A 25,228-nucleotide genomic window follows, 5' to 3' on the forward strand; every position below is an offset into this window, starting at 1 on the left:
ATCATGCGTGTCAATGCTTAACGACGCACCTTGTCGAGTGCATTCTTCAGGGATTGCAGCTCACCAAGCGCCGCGCGGACCTCCTGCAACGCGTCCGTTCCGATCGGAGCGGACTCGGCCTCCGAGGCATCCTGGATGGCTGCTTCAAGCGGCAAGGTAGGCTCCGCATCCTCGACAACACGCGCGGCTGATGGTCCCGGAATTTCCGGATCGTATTCGCCGCCTTCATCGTGCCTTAGAGTTGCGCGGGCGCCGCCATCCTTGAGCAGTTTTTGAACGCCCTTAATGGTGTAGCCGTCTTGGTAAAGCAAAGTACGGATGCGCCGCAACAGATCGACATCTTCCGGTCGATAATAGCGGCGTCCACCGCCGCGTTTCAGCGGCCGCACCTGCGAGAACTTGGTTTCCCAAAAACGGAGGACGTGCGGAGGCACTTCCAGATCGTCGGCAACCTCGCTGATTGTACGAAAAGCGGAAGCCGACTTGCCGTTTCTACGAGTCCCAGTGCTTTGATGGTCGGTCTGCATAGCCATAAGGCGTCATGCCTCCGTACTCACCCGGCGTCGCCGCCAAGCCCTTCGTTGATCCGATTCTTGAGGACGTGGGAAGGCCTGAAGACCAAGACTTTACGCGGCAGGATCGGAACTTCCTCACCGGTCTTCGGATTTCGACCAATGCGCTCCCCTTTCTGGCGAACCAGAAAGCTTCCGAATGACGAGATCTTGACCACCTCGTCACGAGACAAGGATTGCGCGATTTCCTCGAGAACAGATTCAACCAACTCGGCCGACTCATTACGAGAAAGACCGACTTCCTGATACACTGCCTCGCTCAGTTGAGCCCGTGTAACCGTCTTACCAGTCATTGCCACCCCCATCCTAGACGCCCAAAGTATCGTGGAAATTTGAGACAGTCAATTAATCTACTTATTACAGGAATTTGGAGCGGTTTTCTTAACTAATTTCGAACCACGAGAAGCCCCAAACCACATTTCGAATAAGCCTTTCCGAATCGGGCTCTATCACGCTGATTTGACAACGAATTACGGCATCAACCACACCGTTCGACAAGACAATTTCCGATAGATTATCAACCGCAATGAGGTATTCAGGGAGTACCTATCCGGACTAGTCCGGCACCCCATACAAGCCCCCCGCCGATCGCTTCGAACAGCACCAGATCGCCATTCTTCACGCGACCATCTCCGACAGCTTCCGTCAATGCGAGCGGAACAGACGCCGCCGAGGTATTTGCGTGCCGGGCAATCGTCGAAACAACCTTCTCTTCCGGCAGCTTCATTTTCTGCGCCATGCTCTTGATAATACGGCTGTTCGCCTGATGCGGGATCAGCCAGTCGACCGCTGACGAATCCAGCCCGTTAGCTGACAAGGCCTCATCAATCACGCCAGACAGTTTTGAAACTGCATGCCGGAACACTTCCTGCCCAGCCATGCGGACATGACCGACCGACTGGCTCGATGAAGGTCCGCCATCGACATAAAGAACGTCCCGGTGGCGACCGTCGGAATGCAGATGCGTCGACATCACCCCAAAGTCACTCTCGACCTCACCGCCCTCTGCCGAGCGCAGCACAATGGCGCCTGCACCGTCTCCGAAGAGAACACAGGTTGTACGGTCTTCCCAATCAAGAATACGGCTGAAGGTCTCAGCACCAATGACAAGCACCGATTGCGCCTGCCCCGCTTTGATGAAGTTATCGGCCGTCGCAAGGGCGTAGATAAAGCCAGCGCACACAGCCTGAATATCGAAGGCTGCGCCGTGATCCATACCCAGCTTTGCCTGAACCTTCGTTGCAGTCGACGGGAAGGTATCGTCGGGAGTTGTCGTGGCGACAATGATCAGATCAATGTCGGCTATGGTCATGCCTGCGCGCTCAAGCGCATCCCGCGCCGCATTCACCGCGAGATCGGAGGTGACTTCACCCTCCGCCGCGATGTGACGCTGCTTGATCCCCGTCCGTTTCGTGATCCACTCATCAGAGGTATCAACGGTCTTGGAGAGTTCGTCATTCGTCACGATCCGCTGCGGCAAATAAGAGCCACAGCCGACCAACAGAGACTTTTTAAGATTCATGAAGCTACCGATGTCTGGCGTGTCAGGGCCGCGGTTTCGGAATTTCCGTACAGCGCGATCTCTTCTTTTACTTTGTCCAGGAAGTCATAACGGCACATATCGGCAGCCACGCAAACAGCATTGGCGAAACCGAACTCGTCAGTGCCGCCATGGCTCTTTACACTGATGCCATTCAAGCCAAGAAACACAGCCCCGTTGTAACGCCTTGGGTCGAGCCGCTTGCGCATTTGTTCCAGCGCACCGCGGCACAGCAGGTAGCCGATCCTGGCGGACCAGGAAGATCGGAAAGCATCACGCAGGAACTGCGTGATCATCCGTGATGTACCCTCGGCGGTCTTCAGCGCAATGTTTCCGGAAAATCCGTCCGTGACGATTACGTCGACCGTTCCGGCCGTAATGTCATCGCCTTCAACGAAGCCGATATACTCGAAATTGTCGGACTTGGTCTCGCGCAACTTGGCTGCAGCGCCGCGCACCGCTTCGCTGCCCTTCTGCTCCTCGCTGCCAACATTCAGCAGGCCGACCGTCGGCTTATTGAGGCCGAGTACCATGCGGGAGAAAATCTCTCCCATCAAAGCGAACTGGAACAGGTTTTCCGCATCGCAATCGACATTGGCGCCGAGATCCAGCATGCAGGTCTCGCCGCGTTTGGTCGGAAAGAAACTGGCTATCGCGGGGCGTTCAATGCCTGGACACATACGAAGCACAAATTTCGACATGGCCATCAGCGCACCAGTATTGCCGGCAGAAACGACCCCGTTCGCCGCCCCCTCGGCGACCTGATTGATCGCAATACGCATACTCGAATCACGTCCGGACCGCAGCGCCACGGATGGTTTCTCCGAGGCTGCTACTTCCTTGTCCGTATGGATCAAAGTGTAATTGCTATTCCGCAGCCGCTTGGTCTTCTCGATCAGCGGGCGAACCTTGGTTTCATCACCGACCAGAATTAACTTGAGGTCAGGCAACCGTTCGAGAGCGATATCCGCTCCGCGAACAACAATATCAGGCGAGTTATCGCCGCCCATGGCGTCCAGGGCGAGTGTTGGACCGTCTACCATATGTTCGACATCATCCGGGCTGAAGACGCAGCCGACACGGCGCGTTTCGAAACCTCTCGGTCATTAACCTTCCACATAGACGCGCCACGGGAAGGCAGGTGATCGAGGGTCATATGCAAAGGTTCACAAAAATTCAATATTTTTAGTCCCCATTCCGCAATCGATCCCGTATGTCCGACAGAACCGAGAACGGGTTTTGCTTCGCTTCTTCTGTATCCTTGTCCGCCCAGATGACGCCGTCCGGAGCATCTTCTTCCTCCGGCTTTCTGGGATGATCATCGAGCAGCAGAGCCAAATTCTGAGAGAGTACCTCGCCCAGGTCAAACCCGCCGTCTTCAATCACTCCCATATTTTCATCATCCGGCGTAAGCTCAATTTCCGTGTCAGTATCCAGAGCCGCCTCACCACTTAGGATTTCCGAAAAAGAATCTTCTATAACAGTCTCGAATGGCTCGAGGGAAACGACCGACTGGTAAGAAAGCCTTGCCGATATCGTTCCTTCGACACGCACGGCCCGATCACGCGCCAATCGTTCAATCCGAACTTTGGCCTGAAATCCGGTGATGCCAGGCAACCCGAACCGCGCCGCGAGGGCCAAAAGCTCCTCTGCCGAGGCTTCGATATCGACGTGAGTGACCCGTTTTTTAAGGTCCTTTATCCGGACCGGCCGGGCGAGTTCTATATTCTGTGTGTTTTCCATGAGACGCGAACAATATGCTCAGGGACGCCGCCTCTCAAGAACTACAAGAGAATGGTCCATCAAAGCACAGAGAATTACGCTGCGGCGAAAGTTATCTTACCGGAAATAATCTCCGCCAAGGGAAGCGTATCAAGATGCGCCGACTGCCGCATCACATAGCTTGCCATCGGCGCGCTCTCACGCTCAGCCTCAGGCGCGCCGCGATACAGGTTACGGTGCAAGGCATCGGCAAGTAGCAGTCCGTCATCACTGTCCGCCGCTTCAAGGCCAAGCCGGTAAGCATCCAGCCGACCGTAGAAGGCCTTCCCCATCTGCTTAACTTTTTTCCCGACGGACATGTCGCTGACACCAATTTCCCGCAAGGACTGGTCCAGATCGACGAACAGCGTGTCGAACAGCGCCTGCGAAAAGCGCTCCGATTCGGCCCGGTCCCGCTTCAGACGAATCAGAATAAGCGCCGCATGCAGCACGAGCAGGTCAAACCGTCCGTCCAGGGTATCCGGGACACCGTACCGGGTATAGAAATCCGGCTGCCGGGCCTGCCGAATGACAGCCTGATAGGCTTCCCTGGCTGCGTCGGCGACTTCGTCGCGCTTAAAAAACTTGCTGAACACGCGGGGATTTCCAATTCCGGTTTGCATTTGCCGCAAAATGGCGGCGCGGGCCTCAGTCGTCAACGCCGGCTAAGAGGAATGTTGACCTTGGCCTCTGCCGTGCCCAAATTGTCGCCAGAATGCTTGGCAACGCCGCCGCACAAGCGTTAGCGCAAATTTCACGGCAGCGCGAGACCTCAGGCAATGACGAGATGTAACGGAGACAGTGAGTGAGCCGCATTCCGTTCTGGCGCACCGGACTAGCCTTTCCCCTGGTTGCCCTGCTGCTGCTAGCGTGCACTCCGCGGGTAGAGATTCATGGGAATTTGGTAGATATCGATAATCTTGCGGCGATTGAGCCCGGTAAGAGTGACAAAGGACGCGTCCTCGCCCTGCTCGGCTCCCCTTCGACCGAGAGTGAGTACGGCCAGGAAACTTGGATGTATATCGCCAGGCATACAGAACAGACGGCTTTCTTCGCCGAAGAGGTCATCGATCAGCGGGTGATCTATATCGCCTTCGACGAAACCGGCGTTGTCGACAGTATCGGCCGACTCAACAAGGAAGACGGCAAGCAGATCGAATATGTAAACCGAGAGACGGAAACTGCAGGGCAGCGCATTTCCTTCCTGCAGCAGCTGTTTGGCAATATCGGGCGCTTTAATCAGGATACCCTGCAATAAAAACTCAAATCGTTGGCTTGAGAGTCAAAGGCCCCGCAGAAGCGGGGCCTTTTTAATCGCAGGTCGAGTGAGAATCCTTAGGTGGCGAGTGCCGCAAGCAGCAACAGCGCAACGATATTGGCAATCTTGATCATCGGGTTCACGGCAGGACCGGCCGTGTCCTTGTAGGGATCACCGACCGTATCGCCAGTAACGGCAGCCTTGTGGGCTTCCGAGCCCTTGCCGCCATGATTACCGTCCTCGATATACTTCTTCGCATTGTCCCAGGCACCGCCACCGGCGGTCATGGAGATGGCGACGAAGATCCCAGTAACGATGGTTCCCAGCAGCATGGCGCCAACCGCAGTGAAGGCTGCGCCCTGCCCGCCAATCATGCTGAACACGAAGTAGACCACGACCGGAGCCAGCACAGGCAGCAGCGACGGGATGATCATTTCCCTGATCGCCGCTTTCGTCAGCATGTCGACCGCCCGGCCGTATTCGGGCTTTTCGGTGCCCTTCATGATCCCCGGATGCTCACGGAATTGACGCCGCACTTCTTCCACGACGGCCCCACCTGCCCGGCCGACAGCCTGCATGCCAAGCGCACCGAACAGGTACGGCAAGAGACCGCCGATGAAGAGCCCTACTACGACATAGGGATCCTGCAACTCGAACTTGACGTTCAGTTGGGGGAAATAGTGCGCCAGGTCCTCGGTGAAGGCCGCAAACAACACCAGGGCGGCAAGACCAGCGGAGCCGATCGCGTAGCCCTTGGTCACTGCCTTGGTGGTATTGCCGACTGCGTCCAGCGCATCCGTGATTTCGCGCACCTCAGGGGGCAAGTCCGCCATCTCCGCGATACCGCCGGCATTGTCCGTCACCGGACCGTAGGCATCGAGCGCAACGACCATACCTGCAAGCGCCAGCATCGTGGTTGCCGCAATGCCAATGCCGAAGACACCAGCCAGCATATGTGCGGCAATGATACCGCCGGAAATAATCAGAGCCGGAAGTGCCGTGGCCTCCATGGAAACCGCAAGCCCCTGGATCACATTGGTACCGTGACCCGTTTCCGAGGATTTCGCGATTGATCGCACCGGACGGTATTCGGTCGAGGTGTAATACTCAGTTACCCAGACAATGAGACCAGTGACGACAAGACCGACGATCGCGCAACCGAAGAGCGTTTTTCCGGTTACCTCCAGGCCGTTCTTCATGACCATCGCCGCATCCCAGCCAAGCGTCTGGCTGATCACGCCGCCGATCAGGACCGCCGACAGAACGGCGCTGACGATAAAGCCCTTATAAAGCGCCTTCATGACCTTCTTGTCGGGTCCAAGCGTGACGAAGAAAGCACCGACCACGGATGCCAGAATACAGACCGCACCGATCAAGAGCGGGAAGGTCAGCATCAGGCTCATGGCCTCGCCGGTGAAGAAGATTGCCGCCAGCAGCATCGTCGCAACCACGGTCACCGCGTAGGTCTCGAACAAATCCGCCGCCATGCCCGCGCAATCGCCGACATTGTCGCCGACATTGTCAGCGATAACGGCCGGGTTCCGGGGGTCGTCCTCCGGGATGCCGGCTTCGACCTTACCGACAAGGTCGGCGCCTACGTCGGCACCTTTGGTAAAGATCCCGCCACCAAGGCGGGCGAAGATGGAAATCAGCGAGGCACCGAAACTGAGCGCAACAAGCGCTTCCAGAATATGCCTAAGGCCTCCTTCCGTTCCTGCGTCGTAAAAATTGAGCAGGACCGCATAGTACCCGGCAACGCCGAGCAGCCCGAGGCCGACAACAAGCATTCCGGTAATCGCGCCGGACTTGAAAGCGATGTTAAGAGCCGGGGCCATACCAACAGTGGCGGCCTGCGTTGTACGAACATTGGCGCGCACGGAAACATGCATACCAATGTAGCCAGCGGCCCCCGAAAGGATCGCTCCGATAACAAAGCCGACCGCGACAGTCATGCCGAGCGTCAGACCGAGAATAACGGCTACAACGACCCCAACGATTCCAATGGTTGTATATTGCCGATTTAGGTAGGCCGCCGCGCCTTCTTGGATCGCGCCAGCAATTTCCTGCATCCGTGCAGACCCGGCATCCGCGGCCAGTACCGACCGGATAGCCCAAAGCCCATAGAGCAAGGCTGCCACCCCGCAAAGGATAACAAAAGCCAAAGTTCCGCTCATATCGGAAACCCTTCTTTCCTCTTGTGCACATTTCCTCCCAGCAAGGCCCGGTCTTTACGCCGGGCTCCGGCTGGCACATCAAATCGAAGGGTGAAAAAGGCAGACAGCGGAAAGTATTTCGCCGGTCCCCGCCCCACCTATCGAAGAGGTTGAAACCGTAGCAAAAAATCTAAGGCTGTAAAGCGAGTCTAACTGAATACGCAATTACATTTACGGTGTTTACGCGCTAGCCCTTTGACGCCAGAGAGCAATAGCGATCACTGAAGTCGCCAATCCAAGCAGGGGAAGCACACCGTAATTCACAGCGTTCCAGCCAAAAGCATTCAGCAGGGCACCAGATGCGAAGGATGAGGCTGTAACCGTTCCAAAGACTAGGAAATCGTTCAATCCCTGTACCTTCGCCCGTTCTTCGGGTGTGTGGCATTCCGCCAACAACGACGTACCGCCCACAAACATGAAGTTCCAGCCGACACCAAGCAGCACGAGGCCGAGCCAAAAGCGCTCGATTTCAATGCCGCCGACGTTAACAACGACGGCTCCCGTCAGAATGATGGCTCCCGTCAACATGACCTGGCGAACACCGAATCGCTGGATCAATGAGCCCGTAAAGAAAGACGGCGCATACATTGCCAATACGTGCCATTGAATCACGAATGCCGCGTCACGGAACTCATATCCGCATCCCATGATCGCCAGCGGCGTCGCCGTCATGACAAAACTCATAACGCCGTAGCCGATCATCGCGCCAATTGCGGCAACCAGAAATGTTGGCTGCCGGACAATGACAGAAAGCGGGCGGACATGAACACCCTCGACAGGCTTGGGAGCCGTTGGGATGCGAACGAAGTACAGAAACGCGAATGACAGGGCCTGAACACACGCCACAACAATGAAACAACCGGCGTAGATCACTGGCGAGAACAGGTCGTAGGACCATTTCGAGAGTTCCGGTCCGACCAGTGCGGCAAAGACACCGCCCGCCAAAACCAGAGAAATCGCCTTACTGCGGAAACTCGGACTGGCGGTATCCGCAGCAGCATGCCGGTAGAATACGGCAAACCCCTGAAAGCAGCCGATCATCATCGATCCGGCGGTAAAAATCAGGAAGCTCTTCTCAAAAATGCCGTGGAACGCGATCAACGCTCCCAGAATGCCGACAGTGATACCAAGGGCAAAACCCGCGCGGCGGCCGATACGTCGCATAAGGAAAGACGCGGGCAGAGTTGTCAGCATTGTCGCGGTGAATTGCAACGCCAGTGGCACGGTGGCCCAGGCCGGATCGGACGCAAGCTGCTGACCGACAAGAGCTGTCACGGTCATGTTGACAGACATGCCGGTCATGGCGAGTGCCTGGCAGATCGCCAACAGCACTACATTGCGAACCGTCGGGTCGCGGTCTTCAACAGCCGAGCTGGTCATGGTTTTCGCAGTTCAAAGAAACGGGGACCGTCTGGTAGCACGGCGTCGGCGAAGCGACCAGATATGAGAGGTCACGCCGACGCCTCTTTCCCCTACAAAGGACGCTCGAAAACGTTCTGGAACAAAAGCTCGACAACGATCCCTTCGCCCACGACCTCCTCAATTTTCGCCAGAAGACGCTCTTTCAGGAAGCCTCTGTCGTTCACCCCGGGCTTGATATCAAGCGAGGAAAGCGCATGCACATATTTCAGGATCGCATCAATGATCCGCACTTTCTTGAGGTTTATCAGCTCGAAATCCGCTCCAGGGCGAACCTCTATCAAAAGATGCAAAACCAGGAAGCGGTCGACCTGACCATCGCTGAAAATCGGAATGCTCAGAGGCTCAAGATCGACCAAGACTGTGACAGCCGGCCGCACTTCGACCTTTTCCTCTTCCGGAGGAACCTCTTTGCCCAGCATCTCAAGCACCATCGGCGGGAGCAGTCCAGGGGCAAACATGGAGATTCCGAATACGCCGCCGCCGGCAAGTACGAGTAATAAAACAAGGATAACGACGATTTTCATGGCTTCATTTAACCCGCGTGTCAGGCATGGGTATAGCCCCGCCTGTCCAAGGCCATGATTTTTCCGGTGGCGTCCAGTAAATCGACACCACGGCCGGGGTGCATCTTGCCGATCCGGGTCAACGGGACACCCGCTTGCCCCGCAAGGCCGAACACAGTGTCGCGCGCACTTTCAGGAGCAGTGAAAAGCAGTTCGTAATCGTCCCCGCCGCTCACGAGATCCTCGGCAAGCACGGCCCCACACTGCACCAGTCGTTGTCCCAAGCCTGAGAAAGGGATGAGCGAAAGCTCAACTTTTGCTCCAAACCCGGAAACCTCGCAAATATGACCAAGATCCTGAACCAGTCCATCGGACACATCGAGTCCGGCGCTGGCCACATCAAGCAACAGTTGGCCAAGCCGCGGCCGCGGTTGCGGGAGCAGATACCGGTCAGCAAGCATCGCACGTTCGGCCTCAGTAAGGTCAAATCCCTCGCCTTGCAGCACAGCCAGTCCCAGAAACGAATCACCAATGCTGCCGGACACATAGATATCGTCTCCCGGCTTAGCTCCGCCGCGTGTAAGTGCCAGGGTCGACGGTACCCAGCCGAATGCTGTTACAGATATGGATAGTGGTCCCGGCGTGGAGACGCTGTCTCCTCCGAGTAATCTGATGTTGTATTCCGCATGATCCGCGGCCTGCCCCCGGGCAAACCGCTCAATCCACGCCTCCGCATCCGCCATACCGCGCGGCAATGCCAGCGTGATCGTGTAGCCGTAGGGCTCAGCCCCCATTGCGGCGAGATCGGATATATTGACCCTGAGAGCTTTGCGCGCGACCTGGTCGGCCGGATCGTCCGCTAGGAAATGAACCCCGGCGATCAGCGCATCGGCTGTAACGGCCATACGCTTGCCAGGTGGAGGTGTTACCAGAGCAGCATCGTCGGTCAGCCCAAGAGCATCGCTCTGGCCTTCGACGAGGGGAGAGAAAAAACGCGCAATACGCTCGAACTCGCCGAGCTCCGGCATGTTATTCGCTTTCGGAGCCGGACGGAGCGGGCTCCTTCTCGTTATCACGCACGGTGCGTGCGATGCGGTCCAGCACACCATTGATGAAGCCCGGTTCCTTCTCAGAGAAAAATCCGTGGGCCACATCGACATATTCCGAGATCACGACCGCAGCCGGAACATCGCCATGGGTCAGAAGTTCATGCGCACCGCACTCCAGAATATTCCGGACGATGGTTTCCAGCCGATCAATCGACCAATCGTCGGACAAAGCCCCTGAGATAAGCCCGTCGACCGTTTCCAGATCAGACGTAACCCCAGCTGTAAGCCGCTCATAAAAGGCAGCATCGGCTGGGCCGAAACTCTCGTTCTCGGCGCCGCCGGCGAGACGCAGTTCCTTGAATTCTGAAATCACACGCGGAGCTGGAATCCCGGTAATCGCCATCTGATAGAGGCTTTGAACTGCGGCAAGACGTGCTGCGGTTCGACGCTGGCGTTCTGGAAGACGATCTTTGGAAACTGTCATGTTTTTGCTCACTCGACACCGAAGCGGCGCTTCAGCGCCACCAGCGCGAGGGCGGCTTGCACCGCATCCTTACCTTTGTTTTTCTTGTCAACTGCCGCGCGGGCCCATGCCTGGTCCCGGTTTTCAACGGTTAGGATACCGTTGCCGATGGAAAGTCCTTCCCAAAGCGCCAGATCCTGCAATCCACGGGCGCTCTCGCCGCAAACATAGTCGTAATGGCTTGTCTCGCCGCGAATGACGCAGCCGAGGGCGACATAGCCAGCATATGGCTCAGCATCCGTACGCTGCGAGGCGATGGCGATCGCAGCCGGAATTTCCAGCGCGCCCGGCACCTCAACCCGATCGAATTCCACACTGGCTTCCTCAAGCGCCGCAATGGCGCCCTTCACCAATTCATCCGCGATATCCTCATAGAAACGTGCTTCTACGATCAGAATACGGCTCATTCGCCGGCTCCTTCGTCCTCGGTTTTCACGCCGCGCCGCTCGATCATGCTCAGACCGTAGCCCTCAAGGCCAACGATGTTGCGGTCGTGGTTGCTCAGCAAAATCATCTCACGCACGCCAAGATCCAGCAGAATCTGCGCACCGACACCATAGTCCCGCAATTCGTTCTCGGTCTTCTTGCCATCGACCTCCGCGCGGAGCTTGCGGCGCACCCTGTCGGAAAGCGCCGTTGCGGACGGCTCGCGGATCAGGACAACAACGCCAGCCCCCTCCTCGCCTATCTGGCGCATGGCGTTCTGTAGCTCACCGCCGGCCCGTTTCCCAGTCCTGTCACCCAGTACATCTTCCATGATGCTCAGGGCATGCATGCGGACCAGCACCGGGTCGCCCTTAGTGATGTCGCCTTTCACCAAGGCTATATGTTCGGCATAGGTGATCTTGTTGACATAGACGATCATCCGCCAGTCGCCGCCATACTCGCTGTCAAGCGTGGTCTCGACCGAGCGCTGCACAACGGATTCGGTCCGTCGTCGATATTCGATCAGGTCGGCAATCGTTCCGACCTTGAGACCATGGAACTGCGCGAACTGAATCAAATCCGGTAACCGCGCCATGGTGCCATCGTCATTCATGATCTCGCAGATCACGCCGGACGGGTTAAGCCCAGCCATCCGCGCGATATCAACAACGGCTTCCGTGTGCCCAGCCCGAACCAAAGTCCCGCCATCCCGGGCCATCAGTGGAAACACATGCCCCGGCGTCACGATATCGTCCCGTGCCGCCTTCTGATCGATGGCAACCTGAACGGTCCTGGCCCGGTCATGCGCAGAAATACCGGTCGTCACCCCTTCGCGCGCCTCGATAGAAACGGTGAAAGCAGTTTCATGCCGGGTACCATTGTTCGAAGACATCAGCGGCAGGCCGAGCTTCTCGATCCGCTCCCGCTCCATGGAGAGGCAGATCAGTCCGCGGCCATATTTGGCCATGAAATTGATTGCTTCAGGCGTGGCCATCTGGGCCGGGATGCAGAGATCACCCTCGTTCTCGCGATCCTCGTCATCAACAAGGATGAAGATGCGGCCCTGGCGCGCCTCCTCTACCACCTCCTCAATGGATGAGAGAGCAGTGCGATAGAGCTCGCCAAGCGGTTCAACCGTTTCAGTCATTCCGTGGTTCCCGGACGTCCAACAGGCGCGCAACATAGCGGGCAAGCATGTCGACTTCCATGTTCAATTCGTCACCGGGCTTCCGATCACTCAACGTGGTCTCTTTCCAGGTGTGGTCGATGATGTTCACACCGAAGGTGTCGGCGGAAACTTCGTTTACGGTCAAAGAGATACCATCGAGTGTTACCGACCCTTTAGGCGCCACGAAAGCGGCCAGCGAAGGATCGGGCCTGAGCGTCAGCCGGCGGCTGTCACCCTCAGGAACGATGGAAACGATCTCCGCAAGCCCATCGACATGCCCGCTGACGATATGACCGCCAAGCTCATCCCCAACCTTGAGGGCGCGTTCCAGATTGATCCGCACGCCCTCTTCCCAACCGTCGAGATTGGTCTTCGAGAGAGTCTCAGCAGAGACATCTGCAGCGAACCAGCCGTCCCCCTTGTCGACAACGGTTAGGCAGCAGCCGGAGCAGGCAATTGACGCTCCCAGCGCAACGCTGTCCATATCGAAGGCGGCCGACACGGTCATGCGCGTGTCGCCACTCTTTTCGATACGGCGGACCGTACCGATATGCGTGATGATTCCTGTGAACATGGCCGTAACCTAGTTTCGACGGCGGTATGTTTCCACCAGATCTTCACCCACGGACCGGACATAACGCCGTTCGAAACGCGGCATGAATTCGAGAAGCTCAAGACCGAGATCCCGAACAGCGCTCAATCCGTCGCCGCCGATGATGGCGGGCGCGCGAAACCAGACCAGCTCGTCGACCCGTTCCTCGCGCACGAATGTGCTGGCAAGTTCACCACCTGACTCGACCATCAGCCTGGTAACGCCTCTTTCAGCGAGCAAGCGAAGGACGGCGTCGAGATCGAGCCGCCCGTCCTTGACCGCCACTCCGTCGGCCACATCAACTCCGGCCTCGGTCAGAACCTGCACTTTGGGATCATCAGCGGCAATTGCTGTGAAAACCGTCGTAGGGATATCGCGCGCTGTCTCAACGACGTTCTGGTCCGTTGTCAGCCGTAACGCGCCATCAAGGATCACTCTGTCCGGCGAGCGCGCCACCAGTCCTGGTAAACGGCAGCTCAGCGCCGGATCATCCGCCAGCACAGTCCCGATCCCGGTCATGACAGCGTCATGACTGGCGCGGATCTGGTGAGAGACTGCCCGGGCGCCCGGCCCAGTAATCCACTGGCTGCGCCCATTCACCAGCGCCACCTTGCCGTCGAGTGAGGTTGCCAGTTTCAAGGTGACAAATGGGCGCTTTTTCTGGATACGGGTGAGGAATCCTTGATTGAGTTCCCCAGCTTCTTTTTCCAGAACACCAGAGACAACGTCAATTCCTGCCTCTGCAAGCTTTGTATGGCCTGTGCCGTCAACCCGGGGATCTGGATCACGCAGGGCGTAGACCACCTTCGCCACACCAGCCGAGATCAGGGCATCCGTGCAAGGTGGTGATGCGCCATGATGCGCGCAGGGCTCCAGAGAGACATAAACCGTCGCCCCGCGAGCCGCTTCTCCAGCATCGGCCAGCGCAACGGGTTCCGCATGCGGGCGCCCGCCGGGCTGGGTCCAGCCGCGGCCAATGATCCGGCCGTCACGGACAATGACACAGCCGACTGCCGGGTTAGGCGCAACCCTCCCGAGCCCGCGCCTGGCGAGTGCCAAGGCATGCCGCATAAAGGAGATATCTTGGCTCATTGCTCCACGCTCCCGTCACGGCCCTGACCCAAAGGCGAAAATCTTGGGCGAAACACCAGACGCCGGGCGGCGAGGACGGTCAGTCGTCGCCGTCGTGACTGATTTCTTCAACGAATTCCTCGAAGTCTTTGGCTTCGCGGAAGTTTTTATAGACCGATGCAAACCGGACATACGCAACCTGGTCCAGGTTGGCGAGGGATTCCATAACCATCTGACCAATCACTTCGGACGGAATTTCTGCCTCGCCCATGCTTTCGAGACGCCGGACGATGCTGGTCACCATCCGCTCAATACGTTCCGGCTCGACCGGGCGCTTGCGCATCGAGATCTGCACAGACCGGACCAGTTTGTCCCGATCGAAGGGGGCGCGCTTGCCCGTCTTCTTGACCACGGTCAACTCACGGAGCTGAACCCGTTCAAAGGTCGTAAAACGAGCACCGCAGGCCGGGCAAAACCGGCGCCGCCGAATTGCCGCATGGTCTTCCGTTGGACGGGAGTCCTTCACCTGAGTGTCGGTGTGGCCGCAAAACGGACAACGCATGGTCTTCCCCCTTCAATCAGTCAACTGGCAGCGGCCTCCCCGGGCCGCGACCGGGATTAGTAGATCGGGAACCGGTCGCACAACACCCTGACTTGCCCGCTGACCTTCTCTTCGGCCAACGAGCTGTCGTCCGGATTCTGCGCGGCGGCATCCAGAACGTCGCCAATAAGGTTTCCGATTTCCTGGAATTCCGCCACGCCAAAGCCGCGCGTGGTCCCCGCCGGTGTGCCAAGACGCACCCCAGACGTGATCATCGGCTTCTCCGGGTCGAAGGGAACACCGTTTTTGTTACAGGTGATACCGGCTCGCTCAAGAGCGGCTTCTGCAACATTGCCCGTCAAGCCTTTCGGGCGCAGATCGACGAGCAAAACGTGAGTGTCTGTGCCGCCTGAGACGATATCCAGGCCGCGCGACTTCAGCACTTCGCCGAGCGCCTTCGCGTTCTCGACGACCTGACGGGAATACGCTTTGAATTCTGGTCTCAAGGCTTCGGCGAAGGACACCGCCTTGGCCGCAATCACATGCATCAGCGGGCCGCCCTGAAGGCCAGGGAACACAGCTGAGTTGATTTTCTTACCGAGATTCGGATCGTTCGAAAGAATCATGCCCCCACGCGGACCGCGCAAGGTCTTGTGCGTCGTCGTCGTGACCACATGGGCATGGGGCAACGGGCTCGGATGCGCGCCGCCAGCGACGAGACCAGCGAAATGCGCCATATCCACATGGAAATAAGCACCGACGGAATCGGCGATCTCACGGAATCGCTTGAAATCGATCTCACGCGGATAGGCAGAGCCGCCGGCAATGATCAGCTTCGGCTTGTGCTCTTCAGCAAGCGCCTTCACCTGGTCGAAATCGATCTGCGCATCTTCCTTGCGGACACCGTACTGGACCGCTTTGAACCATTTACCGGAGAGGTTCGGCGGCGCGCCATGGGTAAGATGCCCCCCGGCCGCGAGAGACAGGCCCATGACTGTATCGCCGGGCTCTACAAGTGCCAGCATGACCGCCTGGTTTGCCTGTGCGCCGGAATGCGGCTGTACGTTTGCGAAGCTGCAATCAAACAGCTTACAGGCGCGTTCAATAGCCAGCGCCTCGGCTTTGTCCACGAATTCGCAACCGCCATAATACCGTCGGCCAGGGTAACCTTCGGCATATTTGTTCGTCAGAACAGAACCCTGCGCTTCCAGGACTGCGCGGGAGACAATGTTCTCCGAGGCGATCAGTTCAATCTGGTCTTTCTGCCGCTCCAGCTCCTCTGAGATCGCGCTGTAAAGCGCGGGGTCGCTCTCGGATAGGGCTCTGGCAAAGAAAGGGTTATCGGTTGTGCTCGTTTCAAAGGCGGACATGACAGCTCCTGTTCGTATCCCGCAATGCACCGTGGCCTACTCGCTCAGGCATCGCAGTGCAAGGACGTGATTTATGCGCTCTCGGCGAATCCAAGTTTATCGACCCGACGTTGATGCCGACCGCCTTCGAATTCTGTTGCAAGAAAGACATCAACACAGTCTTTCGCGACTTCCTCACCAATCAGGCGCGCACCAAGTGCAAGAACATTGGCGTCATTATGCTGCCGGCAAAAACGTGCCGACGTGATATCGTGGCAAAGGCCCGCGCGGACCCAATCATGCCGGTTCGCTGCGATGCTTATGCCAATGCCTGTTCCGCACACGGCTATTCCGCGAGGCGCCTTCCTATCCTTCAGAGCGTGCGCGACCGCGGCACCGAAATCGGGGTAATCGACCGAGTCCGCCCCGTTTGTGCCGACATCGATGATCTGCCACCCCTTTTCTTCAAGGTGACTTATCAGTACTTGTTTCAGAGAATATCCGGCATGATCCGAACCGATCACGATCACGTTATCTGTCATTACCTGTCAGGCTCATTGTTCCAGCAAGAGAAGTACCTACTATATACACGGCATGAAGGCCCGCGAACCACTATTTGCGCTCCCGTGCCATCTGCGATGCACAAAAGAATACGCTCTCGCGCCACAAAATATTCACCGCAATATTTTGACCGCATATTCCAGAAAGAAGCTGTTCTCAAAAAAGGGCAGAAAATCATTACACTTGTATTCAGGATTTAAGAAACGGAACGCAGCATTATTTCTTGACAACTATTTCGCCCGGGACAATGTTCCGAGGACACCCTAATCAATACATTGTAAATTTCGGATCTAGAAATGACCGACGAAACCCGTGAAGACAATCTGGACTCTTCTGAACTACTCCGTATGACCACGGATGTTGTATCCGCTTACCTTGGAAATAACACTGTGGCAGCGTCGCAGATTTCAGAGGTTATCAGCACGGTTCACGAAGCACTGACGCGCCTCAATACTGAGGTTAGCGAACCGGAAGCCGAGCCCGCTAAACCGGCAGTGCCGATCCGCCGTTCGATTACCCCGGAGTTCATCATCTGCCTCGAAGATGGCAAGCGCCTCAAAATGCTGAAGCGTCACCTCCGGACGACCTACAATATGACGCCGGAAGAATACCGCGTCAAATGGGGCCTGCCGGCAGACTATCCTATGGTTGCTCCGAATTACGCCGCTCAGCGGTCAGAGTTCGCAAAGAAAATCGGCCTTGGCCGGAACGCCGTCAAACGTGGTGGGCGCAAGCGGAAAACCGCCTGACCCCATCAAAGCCTGTTTTTAAAGAAGCGCCGGTATTATCCGGCGCTTCTTCTTTGCAGACTTGGCGCTTACCAAACCTGACGCCTAAAATCAAACTACCGTCCCGCGACCGCGCGGCTGCGATTGAGATTTCTTTTCAAGAACGTATTTCAGTTTGCGCAACACCGCGTGCTTAAGGACGGCCTCACCGCTGGCAGGATCACCGACGATCGAGACTTCAACCATGCTCACGGGATCAAAGGCACTGACCTTGACATAGCTCCCGGATTGCAAAAACTCGATTATCACCCTTTGCTCGTTTAACTTTCGCGCCATCTTTCTCCCCGGCAGTAAAAGCTGTTCTTGCAAGCGCCATGGAACGGCAACAGTGCCCCAACGGAAATTTGAAGCTGCAACAGCTTCGGCGTATATACCTCTGCAATAAATTCAGCAACTTTGGGAGTCTCCCCATGTCCGTCCAACCCGTTGTCGATTCCGTGAAGTCGTCGAAAGCCTCACGACCGCAATTCGACTGGGAAGATCCCCTCCTCCTCGAGCAGGAACTGACCGAGGAAGAGCGGATGATCCGCGATGCCGCGCGCGCTTATTGTCAGGACAAACTAATGCCGCGGGTTCAGGAGGCCTTCCGGGATGAAGTCTTCCATCGCGAGATCATGAGCGAGATGGGAGAGCTGGGCTTTCTCGGCTGCACTATCGATGGATATGGCTGCGCCGGTGTGAACCATGTCTGCTACGGCCTGATTGCCCGTGAAGTCGAGCGGGTCGACAGTGGTTACCGATCAGCCATGAGCGTCCAGTCCAGTCTGGTCATGCACCCGATCTATGCTTACGGCAGCGAAGAGCAGAAGCAGAAGTACCTGCCGAAGCTGGCAACCGGCGAATGGGTCGGCTGTTTCGGCCTGACCGAACCGGACCACGGCTCCGACCCGGGAAGCATGGTCACCCGCGCGAAAAGCGTCCAGGGCGGCTATCTGCTCAATGGCGCGAAGATGTGGATCACCAACTCACCGATCGCCGATGTCTTTGTTGTCTGGGCAAAGACCGACGACGGCCAGATCCGTGGCTTCGTCCTTGAAAAAGGCATGAAGGGCCTGACCGCGCCCAAGATTGAAGGCAAGTTCTCCCTGCGCGCTTCCGTCACCGGCGAGATCGTCATGGATAATGTCGAGATCCCGGAAGAGAACATGCTGCCGAACGTGTCTGGCCTGAAGGGGCCTTTCGGTTGCCTGAACAAGGCCCGATTCGGCATTTCCTGGGGCGCCATCGGAGCCGCCGAGTTCTGCTGGCACCAGGCCCGTCAGTACACGATGGACCGCAAGCAGTTCGGTCGCCCCCTCGCCGCTAACCAGCTTATTCAGAAGAAGCTCGCAGACATGCAGACCGAGATCACACTCGGCTTGCATGGTGCTCTGCGTCTCGGACGGATGATGGACAGCGGCCACGGTGCGCCGGAAGCAATCTCTCTGATGAAGCGCAACAACTGCGGCAAGTCTCTGGACATCGCCCGCGTTGCCCGCGACATGCATGGCGGAAATGGCGTCTCGGACGAATATCATGTGATCCGGCACGTCGTGAACCTGGAAGCCGTGAACACTTACGAAGGCACCCACGATGTTCACGCCTTGATCCTGGGCCGTGCACAGACCGGGCTTCAGGCCTTCACCGGCGCCTGACGCGACACACGGAACGAATACCAGCGGCGGCGTCCTGAGGGCGCCGCCGTTTTTATTTCTTCATATTCGCGCAGGCTGCGGAAATTGCCGCCATCTGCGGATCGGTGAGCTGCTGGCCGTTATATTCAAGCCGTCCCGACATGATGTCGTATTCTATTGCTCCGATACCCGCTTCCCCTGCCACACCTTCCGGCAATGAGAAAAGATCGGCGACATCAAGTGTGAGCGGAATGATGATCTTTGTCGGCGCCTCGATGATGGCCGACCCGGGCAAGTCAGCCGATACAACCGGCCTTCCCGCGGTATCGACACCCGGCTTGTACTCAACATCGGCAGAAGGCTGATGGGCAATGAGCCGTGCGCAATCCTCTTTCGAAATCTCGATACCTTTCGGCTCATCTGCCAAAGCATTTCCTGATCCCGCACCCGCAAGGAGAAGGCTTCCGACAATCAGAAAAGGGGCCGACAACTTCAACTTTGTATAAAAGCACATGATCATGTCTCTATTCGCTCCCCAGACGACGTTTGATAACAAAAATTAGATGAGAATCGATATCATTTGACCTAGGCGCAAAAAAAATAGTGACGCCTTCACCAACATGTCATATGGTCCCCATTAATAAAAAAAAGAATAAGTCCGAGCCGCGAATTTGGCCCGAGTTTAGGGAGGAAGCGAACCACAGCGTTAAAGCGCTGCGGTCGAATCATAAAAAAAATTCGCCGGCAAGATCTTATGGATCTTGCCGTTTTTCTTGGTGCCACCTTTTCTTTATCAGACTTGGTTCCTTGTCAGCCCCGGCCTCTCCCGGCCCAGCCGTTACCAATTCTGAATAGCATCCCGGAACGAGAACAGATCGGCTGCAATGATGTAGTTGATCAAGGTTGTGGCAAGGAGTGCCACAATCGTGGCTCCCAATGCTTTCTTCCAGAGATGCGGTCGCTTGGGTGCACTTGGAGCATGCCCCTCCTCGGGCTCCTCCACAACGCGCACGCCGATCGGCAGAGCCATCAGGAAGAACCACCACCAGAGCAGCAGAAAAACAACAACGATAGAAACCCAGTCATTCATACCCGTGCGCTCCGACTAGGCTTGCTCAAGCTCGACCAGCGTGCCGGCGAAATCTTTCGGGTGCAGAAACAAAACCGGTTTGCCATGAGCGCCATTCTTCGGCTCTCCGTCCCCAAGAACGCGAGCACCTTCAGCCTTGAGGCGATCCCTCGCCGCGAGGATGTCGTCCACCTCGTAGCAGACATGATGCATGCCCCCGGACGGGTTTTTTTCAAGGAAAGCCGAAATCGGTGAAGAATCCCCAAGCGGATACAAAAGCTCGATCTTGGTATTCGGCAAATCGACAAAAACGACGGTCACGCCATGTTCGGGCAAATCTTCCGGTGCACTGACGCCGGCGCCAAGCGCGCCGCGATACATCGCACATGCAGCATCCAGATCCGGCACGGCAATGGCAACATGGTTCAGGCGGCCGATCATGGCTTTCTCCCCTTTATTCTTCGTCAGACACGCAGCACATGCACTGTCGTGACTGGGCGCTTTCCATATTCAGCACGAACGACACGGCGAACAGCCCGGCGCACCGCTTCTCCGACCTCGTCATCGTCTGCTCGCGCCTTCTTGCCGAGCGCGCCAACCGTCTCCCATATGAGATCTTTCGCGGTGTCACTCAATGCGTCAATTTCGCCCTCATCGGCAATTCCGTTGAAGGTCAGCACCGGATCGCTGTGTAATTGATCCTTCCCGTTCAGCAGCACGGTCGCCGAGACTGCACCGTTGAACAGCATTTTCTTCCGGTCACCAATCACGCTCGACTCAAGCGGAATTATCCTACCGCCGTCGACGGTCAGCATACCGGTCGGAACCCATCCGATTGTCTCTACGTTACCTTCCTGAAGGCGGATCAGGCTGCCGTTACCCGGCACGACTGATTCCGGCACCTGGCATTCGCGTGCGAGCCGAGCATGTGCCTCCAGGTGACGTGGGCTCCCATGCACCGGAACGGCAATTTTCGGGCGGATATACTGGTACATCTCGACCATTTCCTCGCGCGCTGGGTGGCCCGAGACATGGACATGATGATCCCGCTCCGTCACCACCTCGATACCGCGTGCCACGAGCCGGCTCTGCACTCGACCAATCGCCGTTTCGTTTCCGGGAATCTCGCGAGACGAGAAAATGACGACGTCACCGCGCTCGAGCGTGATTTCCTGGTGTGCGTTCTCGGCAATTCGGGCAAGAGCGGCCCGCGACTCTCCTTGAGAACCGGTGCAGATCAAGACCAGCTTGTCGCGCGGAATGAAGCCTGCGTCCTTCTCCGAAAGAAATTCGGGAATGTCACGGAGATAGCCATTCTGCAGGGATGCTTCATACATGCGCCAAAGCGAGCGGCCGACCAGCGCAACATTACGCCCGACAGCTGCCGCCGCAGCCGATATGTTAGCAAGCCGGCCAACGTTCGAAGCGAAACAGGTGATGGCGATACGTTGATCGTGCTGCCGGAACAATTCGGCGAGAGACTCGGTCAGGCTGGCTTCGGAACCGGACCGGCCCGGATCCAGGACATTCGTCGAATCACCTATCAGAGCGAGGACACCTTCGTCGCCAAGTTCACGGAGAGCCTTGATATCGCTTGTCCGCCCGATTACCGGGTCCGGATCGAACTTCCAGTCTCCTGTATGCATCACGGTGCCACCGCCACACCGGATCGCCAATCCGTTGGCCTCCGGAATGGAGTGCGTCAGCGTAATAAACTGAAGCTCGAACGGGCCGAGAACGAAATTCGCAGAGATATCGACCTCGATAAGTTGAACCTGTTCAAGGATTCCAACTTCGGTAAGCTTCCGGCGAATTAGTGTGGCGGTGAAGGGTGTCGCATAGATTGGGCAGCGCAAGCGCGGCCATAGATGGGGAATAGCCCCAATATGATCTTCGTGACCGTGGGTGATAACCAGCCCGACCAGATCCTTCCGGCGCTGCTCAATGAATTCCGGATCAGGCAATACAACATCGATGCCGGGCATCGTGTCATCGCCGAAGGAGATTCCGAGATCCACCATCAGCCACTTACCACCATAATGGTAAAGGTTGAGGTTCATCCCGATTTCGTCACTACCGCCAAGAGGCAGGAACAGGAAGTCTTCATCCTTGATCTTCGGCACAGCTGTCATTGCGCTTTATTCCGCTCATGGATCAGCAACAGACCGCGTAGCGTGATCGACTCGTCCACATGTTCAATAACCGGCGTGCAGTCGGCAAAGATCGCCGCAAGTCCGCCCGTTCCAATAACCGTCATATCAGTTCCGTATTCTGCTTTGATGCGGGATACCAGCCCTTCGATCAGGCCGATATATCCCCAAAATATTCCCGAATGCATGGCACTTACCGTCGATTTTCCGATAACCCGCACAGGGCTGTTCGATCCTTCTTCCGGCATCTCCGGCGGCCGAATGCTAAGCCGTGGCAACTGCGCCGCCGCACGGTAAAGCGCGTCGAGTGAAAGATTGATCCCCGGCGCGATAACCCCACCTGCATATCCGCCATCCGCTTCAACCACGTCGAAGGTCGTCGCGGTGCCAAAATCAATGACGATCAGAGCCCCCTCGTAGGCCGCATGCGCGGCCACGGCATTCACCAACCGGTCCGCGCCGACCTCAGTCGGCCGCTCAATCCGAACATCGATCCCGAGATCCACGCCCTTACGGCCAACGATTATGGGATCCACGTCGAAATACTTTCGGGACAGGTTTTCCAGATTGAAGAGCACCTCAGGAACGACTGTTGCCACAATTACGTCGGCAATATCGCTCCGGTCGATACCCTCAAGCGCCATCAGTTGGGTCAGCCAGACCGCATATTCATCAGCAGTCCGCGCGACATTGGTCGACGCTCTCCAGGATCCGCGTTTCACATTTCCTGTGAACACCGCAAACACCGTGTTCGTATTGCCGCAATCAATCGTCAGCAGCATCAGCCGCCCTCCGCAAGCCGAACATCGCCGGCAGAAATCCTGTGTTTCTCACCGCTATCGACCGTGACGAGCATCGCCCCGTCAGCCTCTACCCCATCATATCGACCAACGATCTTCTGCTCGCCGTTCTCGACGGACACTCTCTGCCCAATCCAGCGAGATCGCTCCGACCATGCAGCTCTGATGGGTGCAAAGCCAGCTGAACACCAGAGCGCATAGCGTGCCGACAGCGCCGTCAGATAGAGATCAAGCAGTCCCTCGACCGTCGGCGGTACGGCAAGATGATCCGCGAGTGACGTTGTCGGGTACCGGGCGGCCTCCGGAGCGTGGGCGAGATTGATGCCGACACCGAGCAGCGCGGCAACATGATCTCCACAAACACGCGTTTCCGTCAGGATGCCGGAAATCTTGGCACCGCCAAGCAACACATCGTTTGGCCATTTCAGCACCAGATCCACATCAGACAACAGCCCAGAGACGGTATCGTGAACGGCGAGCGACGCAACGAAAGAGAGTTCTTGCAAACGACTAAGCGGCAATCCGGGGTCCAACAGAGCCGTTGTATAGAGATTGCCTTCAGGAGAATGCCAGGTTCGGCCAAGACGTCCTCGTCCGGCATTCTGGCTCCGGGCCCAGACCAAAGTCCGATTAGGAGCCCCATTCTGCGCCAGCTTGCCTGCTTCATCATTCGTGCTGGATACAGAATCGTAGCCAACAATCCTGAAGCCGTGGCTCTGGCGCTCGTCGTTCAAATATTCAGGTCCTTCGTGGCCCGGCGCGACACTCAGTCAGGTCCGGGCCGCTTACTTTAACCGGCGAACAGGGCTGATGCCGCCGCCTTGGCGCTGCTGACCAGCGGCGCGGGAACGATGAAGAACAGCAACGTCACGGCTGCCATCACCGTCATGATGATCTTCAGATCCCCCGGAACAGCGCTGTCCAGCGGCTCTTCCGCCTCGTCAAAATACATGATCTTAACGATACGGAGATAATAGAAGGCGCCGATCACACTGGCGATCACACCAAGGATCGCGAGAGCGAAAAGCCCAGCATTGACGGCCGCCATGAAGACGAACCACTTGCCGAAGAAACCGGCAAGCGGCGGAATGCCGGCCATCGAGAACATAAAGATCATGATCATCGCGGCCATACCCGGATGGGTCTTCGACAGCCCCGCCAAGTCATGAATGCCTTCGACAGGGCGCCCCTGCCGGCGCATCGCCAGGATGCAGGCAAAGGTACCAACATTCATGAAGAGGTAGAGAGCGAGATAAACCAGAATGCCGCTTACGCCTGCTTCATTCGCAGCGGCAAGGCCGACCAGCGCATAGCCCATATGACCGATGGAACTGTAGGCCATCAGCCTTTTGATATTGGTCTGCACAATCGCCGCGATGGCACCGATCGCCATGGAGAGGACCGCAATCAGGGAAATGATCTGCTGCCACTCGCCAACCAGTGCACCGAACGGCTCCAGCAGAACCCGTAGGAAGAGCGCCAATGCCGCGACTTTCGGCGCAACTGCAAACAGTGCCGTAACCGGGGTTGGAGCGCCTTCATATACATCGGGCGTCCACATATGGAACGGAACGGCGGAAACTTTGAAGGCAAGACCGCAGATCACGAACACGAGGCCGATGATCAGGCCGACGGAAGGTTGCTGACCATCAAATCCGGAGAATACGGTCGCTAGAGCCTCAAACTCGGTCGTCCCGGCGAAGCCGTAGACCATTGAAGATCCGTAAAGCAGCATCCCGGACGACAGCGCACCAAGCACGAAGTATTTCAAGCCGGCTTCGGTGGATTTCAGCGTATCACGGCGGATAGAGGCAATGACGTAAAGCGCCAGGCTCTGGGTCTCGAGACCGACATAGAGCGCAATCAGGTCGTTTGCTGAGACCATCATCAGCATGCCGAGCGTCGCGAGCACAATCAGAACCGGGTACTCGAAGCGCTCAAAACTGTCCTGCCGGAACGTGCTCCGGGACATAATGATAGAGAGAATTGAGCCGGCCAGAATAAGAAGCTTGGCGAACTGCGCAAACGGCCCCGTCTTGAACATACCAAAGAAGGCCAGTGTGGTGTCACCGCCGTCGCTCATCACCAGACCGCCGGCGACAAGAAGCACCGCAACAGCGAGCCAGGAAGTCGCGTCCTGCGCTTTGCCGCCTTTGAACACGCCGAACATGAGCAGCGCCATGGCGGCGGCCGCCAAGAAAATTTCCCCGGCCGCCGGGCTCATCACGGGAAGCGTTGTGATCGCATCCATCGGTCGTA

General features: G+C 57.2%; 29 protein-coding genes. 3 read left to right on the plus strand and 26 right to left on the minus strand.

Features of this window, described 5'->3' with window-relative positions; all coding sequences use genetic code 11:
• Positions 1-17: 17 nt before the first annotated feature.
• The 6 genes from ABJ076_RS17130 to ABJ076_RS17155 form a co-directional block, all read right to left on the minus strand.
• Positions 18-533 carry a MerR family transcriptional regulator gene (locus ABJ076_RS17130; RefSeq protein ID WP_348185597.1) on the minus strand — a complete coding sequence of 172 codons (516 nt, stop codon included), beginning with the start codon at positions 531-533 and terminating at the stop codon, positions 18-20.
• Between the two features lie 20 nt (positions 534-553).
• Positions 554-865 carry an integration host factor subunit alpha gene (locus ABJ076_RS17135; protein WP_036553124.1) on the minus strand — a complete coding sequence of 104 codons (312 nt, stop codon included), beginning with the start codon at positions 863-865 and terminating at the stop codon, positions 554-556.
• 242 nt (positions 866-1,107) lie between these two features.
• The gene (locus tag ABJ076_RS17140) at positions 1,108-2,094 is read right to left on the minus strand and encodes a beta-ketoacyl-ACP synthase III (protein WP_348185601.1); all 987 of its coding nucleotides are present in this window, start codon (positions 2,092-2,094) and stop codon (positions 1,108-1,110) included.
• The gene (gene plsX, locus ABJ076_RS17145; RefSeq protein WP_348185603.1) at positions 2,091-3,155 is read right to left on the minus strand and encodes a phosphate acyltransferase PlsX; all 1,065 of its coding nucleotides are present in this window, start codon (positions 3,153-3,155) and stop codon (positions 2,091-2,093) included. The genes ABJ076_RS17140 and plsX overlap by 4 nt, the downstream gene beginning before the upstream one ends.
• Before the next feature lie 142 nt (positions 3,156-3,297).
• Complete coding sequence (locus ABJ076_RS17150) at positions 3,298-3,855, minus strand: DUF177 domain-containing protein (RefSeq protein ID WP_348185605.1); 558 nt, start codon at positions 3,853-3,855, stop codon at positions 3,298-3,300.
• Between the two features lie 74 nt (positions 3,856-3,929).
• Entirely contained in the window at positions 3,930-4,469 is a 540-nt protein-coding gene (locus ABJ076_RS17155; RefSeq protein ID WP_348185608.1) for a ubiquinol-cytochrome C chaperone family protein, read from the minus strand.
• 209 nt (positions 4,470-4,678) lie between these two features.
• Here ABJ076_RS17155 and bamE point away from each other — a divergent pair, with 209 nt between their 5' ends.
• Positions 4,679-5,131, plus strand: a complete 453-nt coding sequence (gene bamE, locus ABJ076_RS17160; RefSeq protein WP_348185611.1) for an outer membrane protein assembly factor BamE — start codon at positions 4,679-4,681, stop codon at positions 5,129-5,131.
• Positions 5,132-5,208: 77 nt separating this feature from the next.
• Here bamE and ABJ076_RS17165 read toward each other — a convergent pair whose 3' ends face one another.
• The 12 genes from ABJ076_RS17165 to rpiB form a co-directional block, all read right to left on the minus strand.
• A complete protein-coding gene (locus ABJ076_RS17165) occupies positions 5,209-7,305 on the minus strand; it encodes a sodium-translocating pyrophosphatase (protein WP_348185614.1) in 2,097 nt (698 codons plus the stop codon).
• A 219-nt stretch (positions 7,306-7,524) separates the two neighbouring features.
• A complete protein-coding gene (locus ABJ076_RS17170; protein WP_348185616.1) occupies positions 7,525-8,724 on the minus strand; it encodes an MFS transporter in 1,200 nt (399 codons plus the stop codon).
• Between the two features lie 92 nt (positions 8,725-8,816).
• A complete protein-coding gene (locus ABJ076_RS17175) occupies positions 8,817-9,290 on the minus strand; it encodes a flagellar basal body-associated FliL family protein (RefSeq protein ID WP_348185618.1) in 474 nt (157 codons plus the stop codon).
• 20 nt (positions 9,291-9,310) lie between these two features.
• On the minus strand, positions 9,311-10,297 hold the full coding sequence (gene thiL / locus ABJ076_RS17180) for a thiamine-phosphate kinase (protein ID WP_348185621.1): 987 nt from the start codon (positions 10,295-10,297) through the stop codon (positions 9,311-9,313).
• Between the two features lies 1 nt (position 10,298).
• Entirely contained in the window at positions 10,299-10,802 is a 504-nt protein-coding gene (gene nusB / locus ABJ076_RS17185; RefSeq protein WP_348185623.1) for a transcription antitermination factor NusB, read from the minus strand.
• 8 nt (positions 10,803-10,810) lie between these two features.
• Positions 10,811-11,248, minus strand: a complete 438-nt coding sequence (locus ABJ076_RS17190; RefSeq protein ID WP_348185625.1) for a 6,7-dimethyl-8-ribityllumazine synthase — start codon at positions 11,246-11,248, stop codon at positions 10,811-10,813.
• A complete protein-coding gene (ribB, locus tag ABJ076_RS17195) occupies positions 11,245-12,414 on the minus strand; it encodes a 3,4-dihydroxy-2-butanone-4-phosphate synthase (protein ID WP_348185628.1) in 1,170 nt (389 codons plus the stop codon). The genes ABJ076_RS17190 and ribB overlap by 4 nt, the downstream gene beginning before the upstream one ends.
• Positions 12,407-13,009 carry a riboflavin synthase gene (locus ABJ076_RS17200; RefSeq protein ID WP_348185630.1) on the minus strand — a complete coding sequence of 201 codons (603 nt, stop codon included), beginning with the start codon at positions 13,007-13,009 and terminating at the stop codon, positions 12,407-12,409. The genes ribB and ABJ076_RS17200 overlap by 8 nt, the downstream gene beginning before the upstream one ends.
• Before the next feature lie 9 nt (positions 13,010-13,018).
• A complete protein-coding gene (ribD, locus tag ABJ076_RS17205) occupies positions 13,019-14,119 on the minus strand; it encodes a bifunctional diaminohydroxyphosphoribosylaminopyrimidine deaminase/5-amino-6-(5-phosphoribosylamino)uracil reductase RibD (RefSeq protein WP_348185633.1) in 1,101 nt (366 codons plus the stop codon).
• Positions 14,120-14,198: 79 nt separating this feature from the next.
• The gene (gene nrdR / locus ABJ076_RS17210) at positions 14,199-14,660 is read right to left on the minus strand and encodes a transcriptional regulator NrdR (protein WP_348185636.1); all 462 of its coding nucleotides are present in this window, start codon (positions 14,658-14,660) and stop codon (positions 14,199-14,201) included.
• A 56-nt stretch (positions 14,661-14,716) separates the two neighbouring features.
• Positions 14,717-16,009, minus strand: a complete 1,293-nt coding sequence (gene glyA, locus ABJ076_RS17215; protein WP_348185638.1) for a serine hydroxymethyltransferase — start codon at positions 16,007-16,009, stop codon at positions 14,717-14,719.
• A gap of 71 nt (positions 16,010-16,080) precedes the next feature.
• Positions 16,081-16,530: a ribose 5-phosphate isomerase B gene (rpiB, locus tag ABJ076_RS17220; RefSeq protein ID WP_348185639.1), complete on the minus strand. Its 450-nt coding sequence runs from the start codon at positions 16,528-16,530 to the stop codon at positions 16,081-16,083.
• Between the two features lie 315 nt (positions 16,531-16,845).
• On the opposite strand from rpiB, the gene ABJ076_RS17225 reads away from it, so the two are divergent.
• The gene (locus tag ABJ076_RS17225) at positions 16,846-17,298 is read left to right on the plus strand and encodes a MucR family transcriptional regulator (protein WP_348185641.1); all 453 of its coding nucleotides are present in this window, start codon (positions 16,846-16,848) and stop codon (positions 17,296-17,298) included.
• Between the two features lie 90 nt (positions 17,299-17,388).
• On the opposite strand, the gene ABJ076_RS17230 is transcribed toward ABJ076_RS17225, so the two are convergent.
• Positions 17,389-17,613 (minus strand): hypothetical protein, encoded by a 225-nt coding sequence (locus tag ABJ076_RS17230; RefSeq protein ID WP_348185643.1) that lies wholly within the window; start codon positions 17,611-17,613, stop codon positions 17,389-17,391.
• A gap of 134 nt (positions 17,614-17,747) precedes the next feature.
• On the opposite strand from ABJ076_RS17230, the gene ABJ076_RS17235 reads away from it, so the two are divergent.
• The gene (locus ABJ076_RS17235; RefSeq protein ID WP_348185646.1) at positions 17,748-18,971 is read left to right on the plus strand and encodes an acyl-CoA dehydrogenase; all 1,224 of its coding nucleotides are present in this window, start codon (positions 17,748-17,750) and stop codon (positions 18,969-18,971) included.
• A gap of 52 nt (positions 18,972-19,023) precedes the next feature.
• On the opposite strand, the gene ABJ076_RS17240 is transcribed toward ABJ076_RS17235, so the two are convergent.
• The 7 genes from ABJ076_RS17240 to nuoN form a co-directional block, all read right to left on the minus strand.
• Positions 19,024-19,377, minus strand: coding sequence for a hypothetical protein (locus ABJ076_RS17240; RefSeq protein ID WP_348185648.1), 354 nt, complete (start codon positions 19,375-19,377; stop codon positions 19,024-19,026).
• A 411-nt stretch (positions 19,378-19,788) separates the two neighbouring features.
• A complete protein-coding gene (locus ABJ076_RS17245) occupies positions 19,789-20,040 on the minus strand; it encodes a DUF1467 family protein (protein WP_028464852.1) in 252 nt (83 codons plus the stop codon).
• 15 nt (positions 20,041-20,055) lie between these two features.
• Complete coding sequence (gene mce, locus ABJ076_RS17250; protein ID WP_348185651.1) at positions 20,056-20,460, minus strand: methylmalonyl-CoA epimerase; 405 nt, start codon at positions 20,458-20,460, stop codon at positions 20,056-20,058.
• A gap of 23 nt (positions 20,461-20,483) precedes the next feature.
• Positions 20,484-22,151, minus strand: coding sequence for a ribonuclease J (locus tag ABJ076_RS17255; protein WP_348185654.1), 1,668 nt, complete (start codon positions 22,149-22,151; stop codon positions 20,484-20,486).
• A complete protein-coding gene (locus ABJ076_RS17260; RefSeq protein WP_348185657.1) occupies positions 22,148-22,951 on the minus strand; it encodes a type III pantothenate kinase in 804 nt (267 codons plus the stop codon). Before ABJ076_RS17260 ends, ABJ076_RS17255 begins: the two co-directional genes overlap by 4 nt.
• On the minus strand, positions 22,951-23,703 hold the full coding sequence (locus ABJ076_RS17265; RefSeq protein WP_348185659.1) for a biotin--[acetyl-CoA-carboxylase] ligase: 753 nt from the start codon (positions 23,701-23,703) through the stop codon (positions 22,951-22,953). The genes ABJ076_RS17260 and ABJ076_RS17265 overlap by 1 nt, the downstream gene beginning before the upstream one ends.
• A gap of 56 nt (positions 23,704-23,759) precedes the next feature.
• Complete coding sequence (gene nuoN, locus ABJ076_RS17270) at positions 23,760-25,220, minus strand: NADH-quinone oxidoreductase subunit NuoN (RefSeq protein WP_348185662.1); 1,461 nt, start codon at positions 25,218-25,220, stop codon at positions 23,760-23,762.
• Positions 25,221-25,228 lie beyond the last annotated feature (8 nt).

This window comes from Nisaea sp. (assembly GCF_039990255.1).
Lineage (GTDB): Bacteria > Pseudomonadota > Alphaproteobacteria > Thalassobaculales > Thalassobaculaceae > Nisaea.

What these genes read in the sequence shown, in the direction of transcription:
- ABJ076_RS17130 (WP_348185597.1), bottom strand. Translation starts at nt 533, where the DNA reads ATGGCTATGCAGACCGACCATCAAAGCACTGGGACTCGTAGAAACGGC.
- ABJ076_RS17135 (WP_036553124.1), bottom strand. Translation starts at nt 865, where the DNA reads ATGACTGGTAAGACGGTTACACGGGCTCAACTGAGCGAGGCAGTGTAT.
- ABJ076_RS17140 (WP_348185601.1), bottom strand. Translation starts at nt 2,094, where the DNA reads ATGAATCTTAAAAAGTCTCTGTTGGTCGGCTGTGGCTCTTATTTGCCG.
- plsX (WP_348185603.1), bottom strand. Translation starts at nt 3,155, where the DNA reads ATGGTAGACGGTCCAACACTCGCCCTGGACGCCATGGGCGGCGATAAC.
- ABJ076_RS17150 (WP_348185605.1), bottom strand. Translation starts at nt 3,855, where the DNA reads ATGGAAAACACACAGAATATAGAACTCGCCCGGCCGGTCCGGATAAAG.
- ABJ076_RS17165 (WP_348185614.1), bottom strand. Translation starts at nt 7,305, where the DNA reads ATGAGCGGAACTTTGGCTTTTGTTATCCTTTGCGGGGTGGCAGCCTTG.
- ABJ076_RS17170 (WP_348185616.1), bottom strand. Translation starts at nt 8,724, where the DNA reads ATGACCAGCTCGGCTGTTGAAGACCGCGACCCGACGGTTCGCAATGTA.
- ABJ076_RS17175 (WP_348185618.1), bottom strand. Translation starts at nt 9,290, where the DNA reads ATGAAAATCGTCGTTATCCTTGTTTTATTACTCGTACTTGCCGGCGGC.
- thiL (WP_348185621.1), bottom strand. Translation starts at nt 10,297, where the DNA reads ATGCCGGAGCTCGGCGAGTTCGAGCGTATTGCGCGTTTTTTCTCTCCC.
- nusB (WP_348185623.1), bottom strand. Translation starts at nt 10,802, where the DNA reads ATGACAGTTTCCAAAGATCGTCTTCCAGAACGCCAGCGTCGAACCGCA.
- ABJ076_RS17190 (WP_348185625.1), bottom strand. Translation starts at nt 11,248, where the DNA reads ATGAGCCGTATTCTGATCGTAGAAGCACGTTTCTATGAGGATATCGCG.
- ribB (WP_348185628.1), bottom strand. Translation starts at nt 12,414, where the DNA reads ATGACTGAAACGGTTGAACCGCTTGGCGAGCTCTATCGCACTGCTCTC.
- ABJ076_RS17200 (WP_348185630.1), bottom strand. Translation starts at nt 13,009, where the DNA reads ATGTTCACAGGAATCATCACGCATATCGGTACGGTCCGCCGTATCGAA.
- ribD (WP_348185633.1), bottom strand. Translation starts at nt 14,119, where the DNA reads ATGAGCCAAGATATCTCCTTTATGCGGCATGCCTTGGCACTCGCCAGG.
- nrdR (WP_348185636.1), bottom strand. Translation starts at nt 14,660, where the DNA reads ATGCGTTGTCCGTTTTGCGGCCACACCGACACTCAGGTGAAGGACTCC.
- glyA (WP_348185638.1), bottom strand. Translation starts at nt 16,009, where the DNA reads ATGTCCGCCTTTGAAACGAGCACAACCGATAACCCTTTCTTTGCCAGA.
- rpiB (WP_348185639.1), bottom strand. Translation starts at nt 16,530, where the DNA reads ATGACAGATAACGTGATCGTGATCGGTTCGGATCATGCCGGATATTCT.
- ABJ076_RS17225 (WP_348185641.1), top strand. Translation starts at nt 16,846, where the DNA reads ATGACCGACGAAACCCGTGAAGACAATCTGGACTCTTCTGAACTACTC.
- ABJ076_RS17230 (WP_348185643.1), bottom strand. Translation starts at nt 17,613, where the DNA reads ATGGCGCGAAAGTTAAACGAGCAAAGGGTGATAATCGAGTTTTTGCAA.
- ABJ076_RS17235 (WP_348185646.1), top strand. Translation starts at nt 17,748, where the DNA reads ATGTCCGTCCAACCCGTTGTCGATTCCGTGAAGTCGTCGAAAGCCTCA.
- ABJ076_RS17245 (WP_028464852.1), bottom strand. Translation starts at nt 20,040, where the DNA reads ATGAATGACTGGGTTTCTATCGTTGTTGTTTTTCTGCTGCTCTGGTGG.
- mce (WP_348185651.1), bottom strand. Translation starts at nt 20,460, where the DNA reads ATGATCGGCCGCCTGAACCATGTTGCCATTGCCGTGCCGGATCTGGAT.
- ABJ076_RS17255 (WP_348185654.1), bottom strand. Translation starts at nt 22,151, where the DNA reads ATGACAGCTGTGCCGAAGATCAAGGATGAAGACTTCCTGTTCCTGCCT.
- ABJ076_RS17260 (WP_348185657.1), bottom strand. Translation starts at nt 22,951, where the DNA reads ATGCTGCTGACGATTGATTGCGGCAATACGAACACGGTGTTTGCGGTG.
- nuoN (WP_348185662.1), bottom strand. Translation starts at nt 25,220, where the DNA reads ATGGATGCGATCACAACGCTTCCCGTGATGAGCCCGGCGGCCGGGGAA.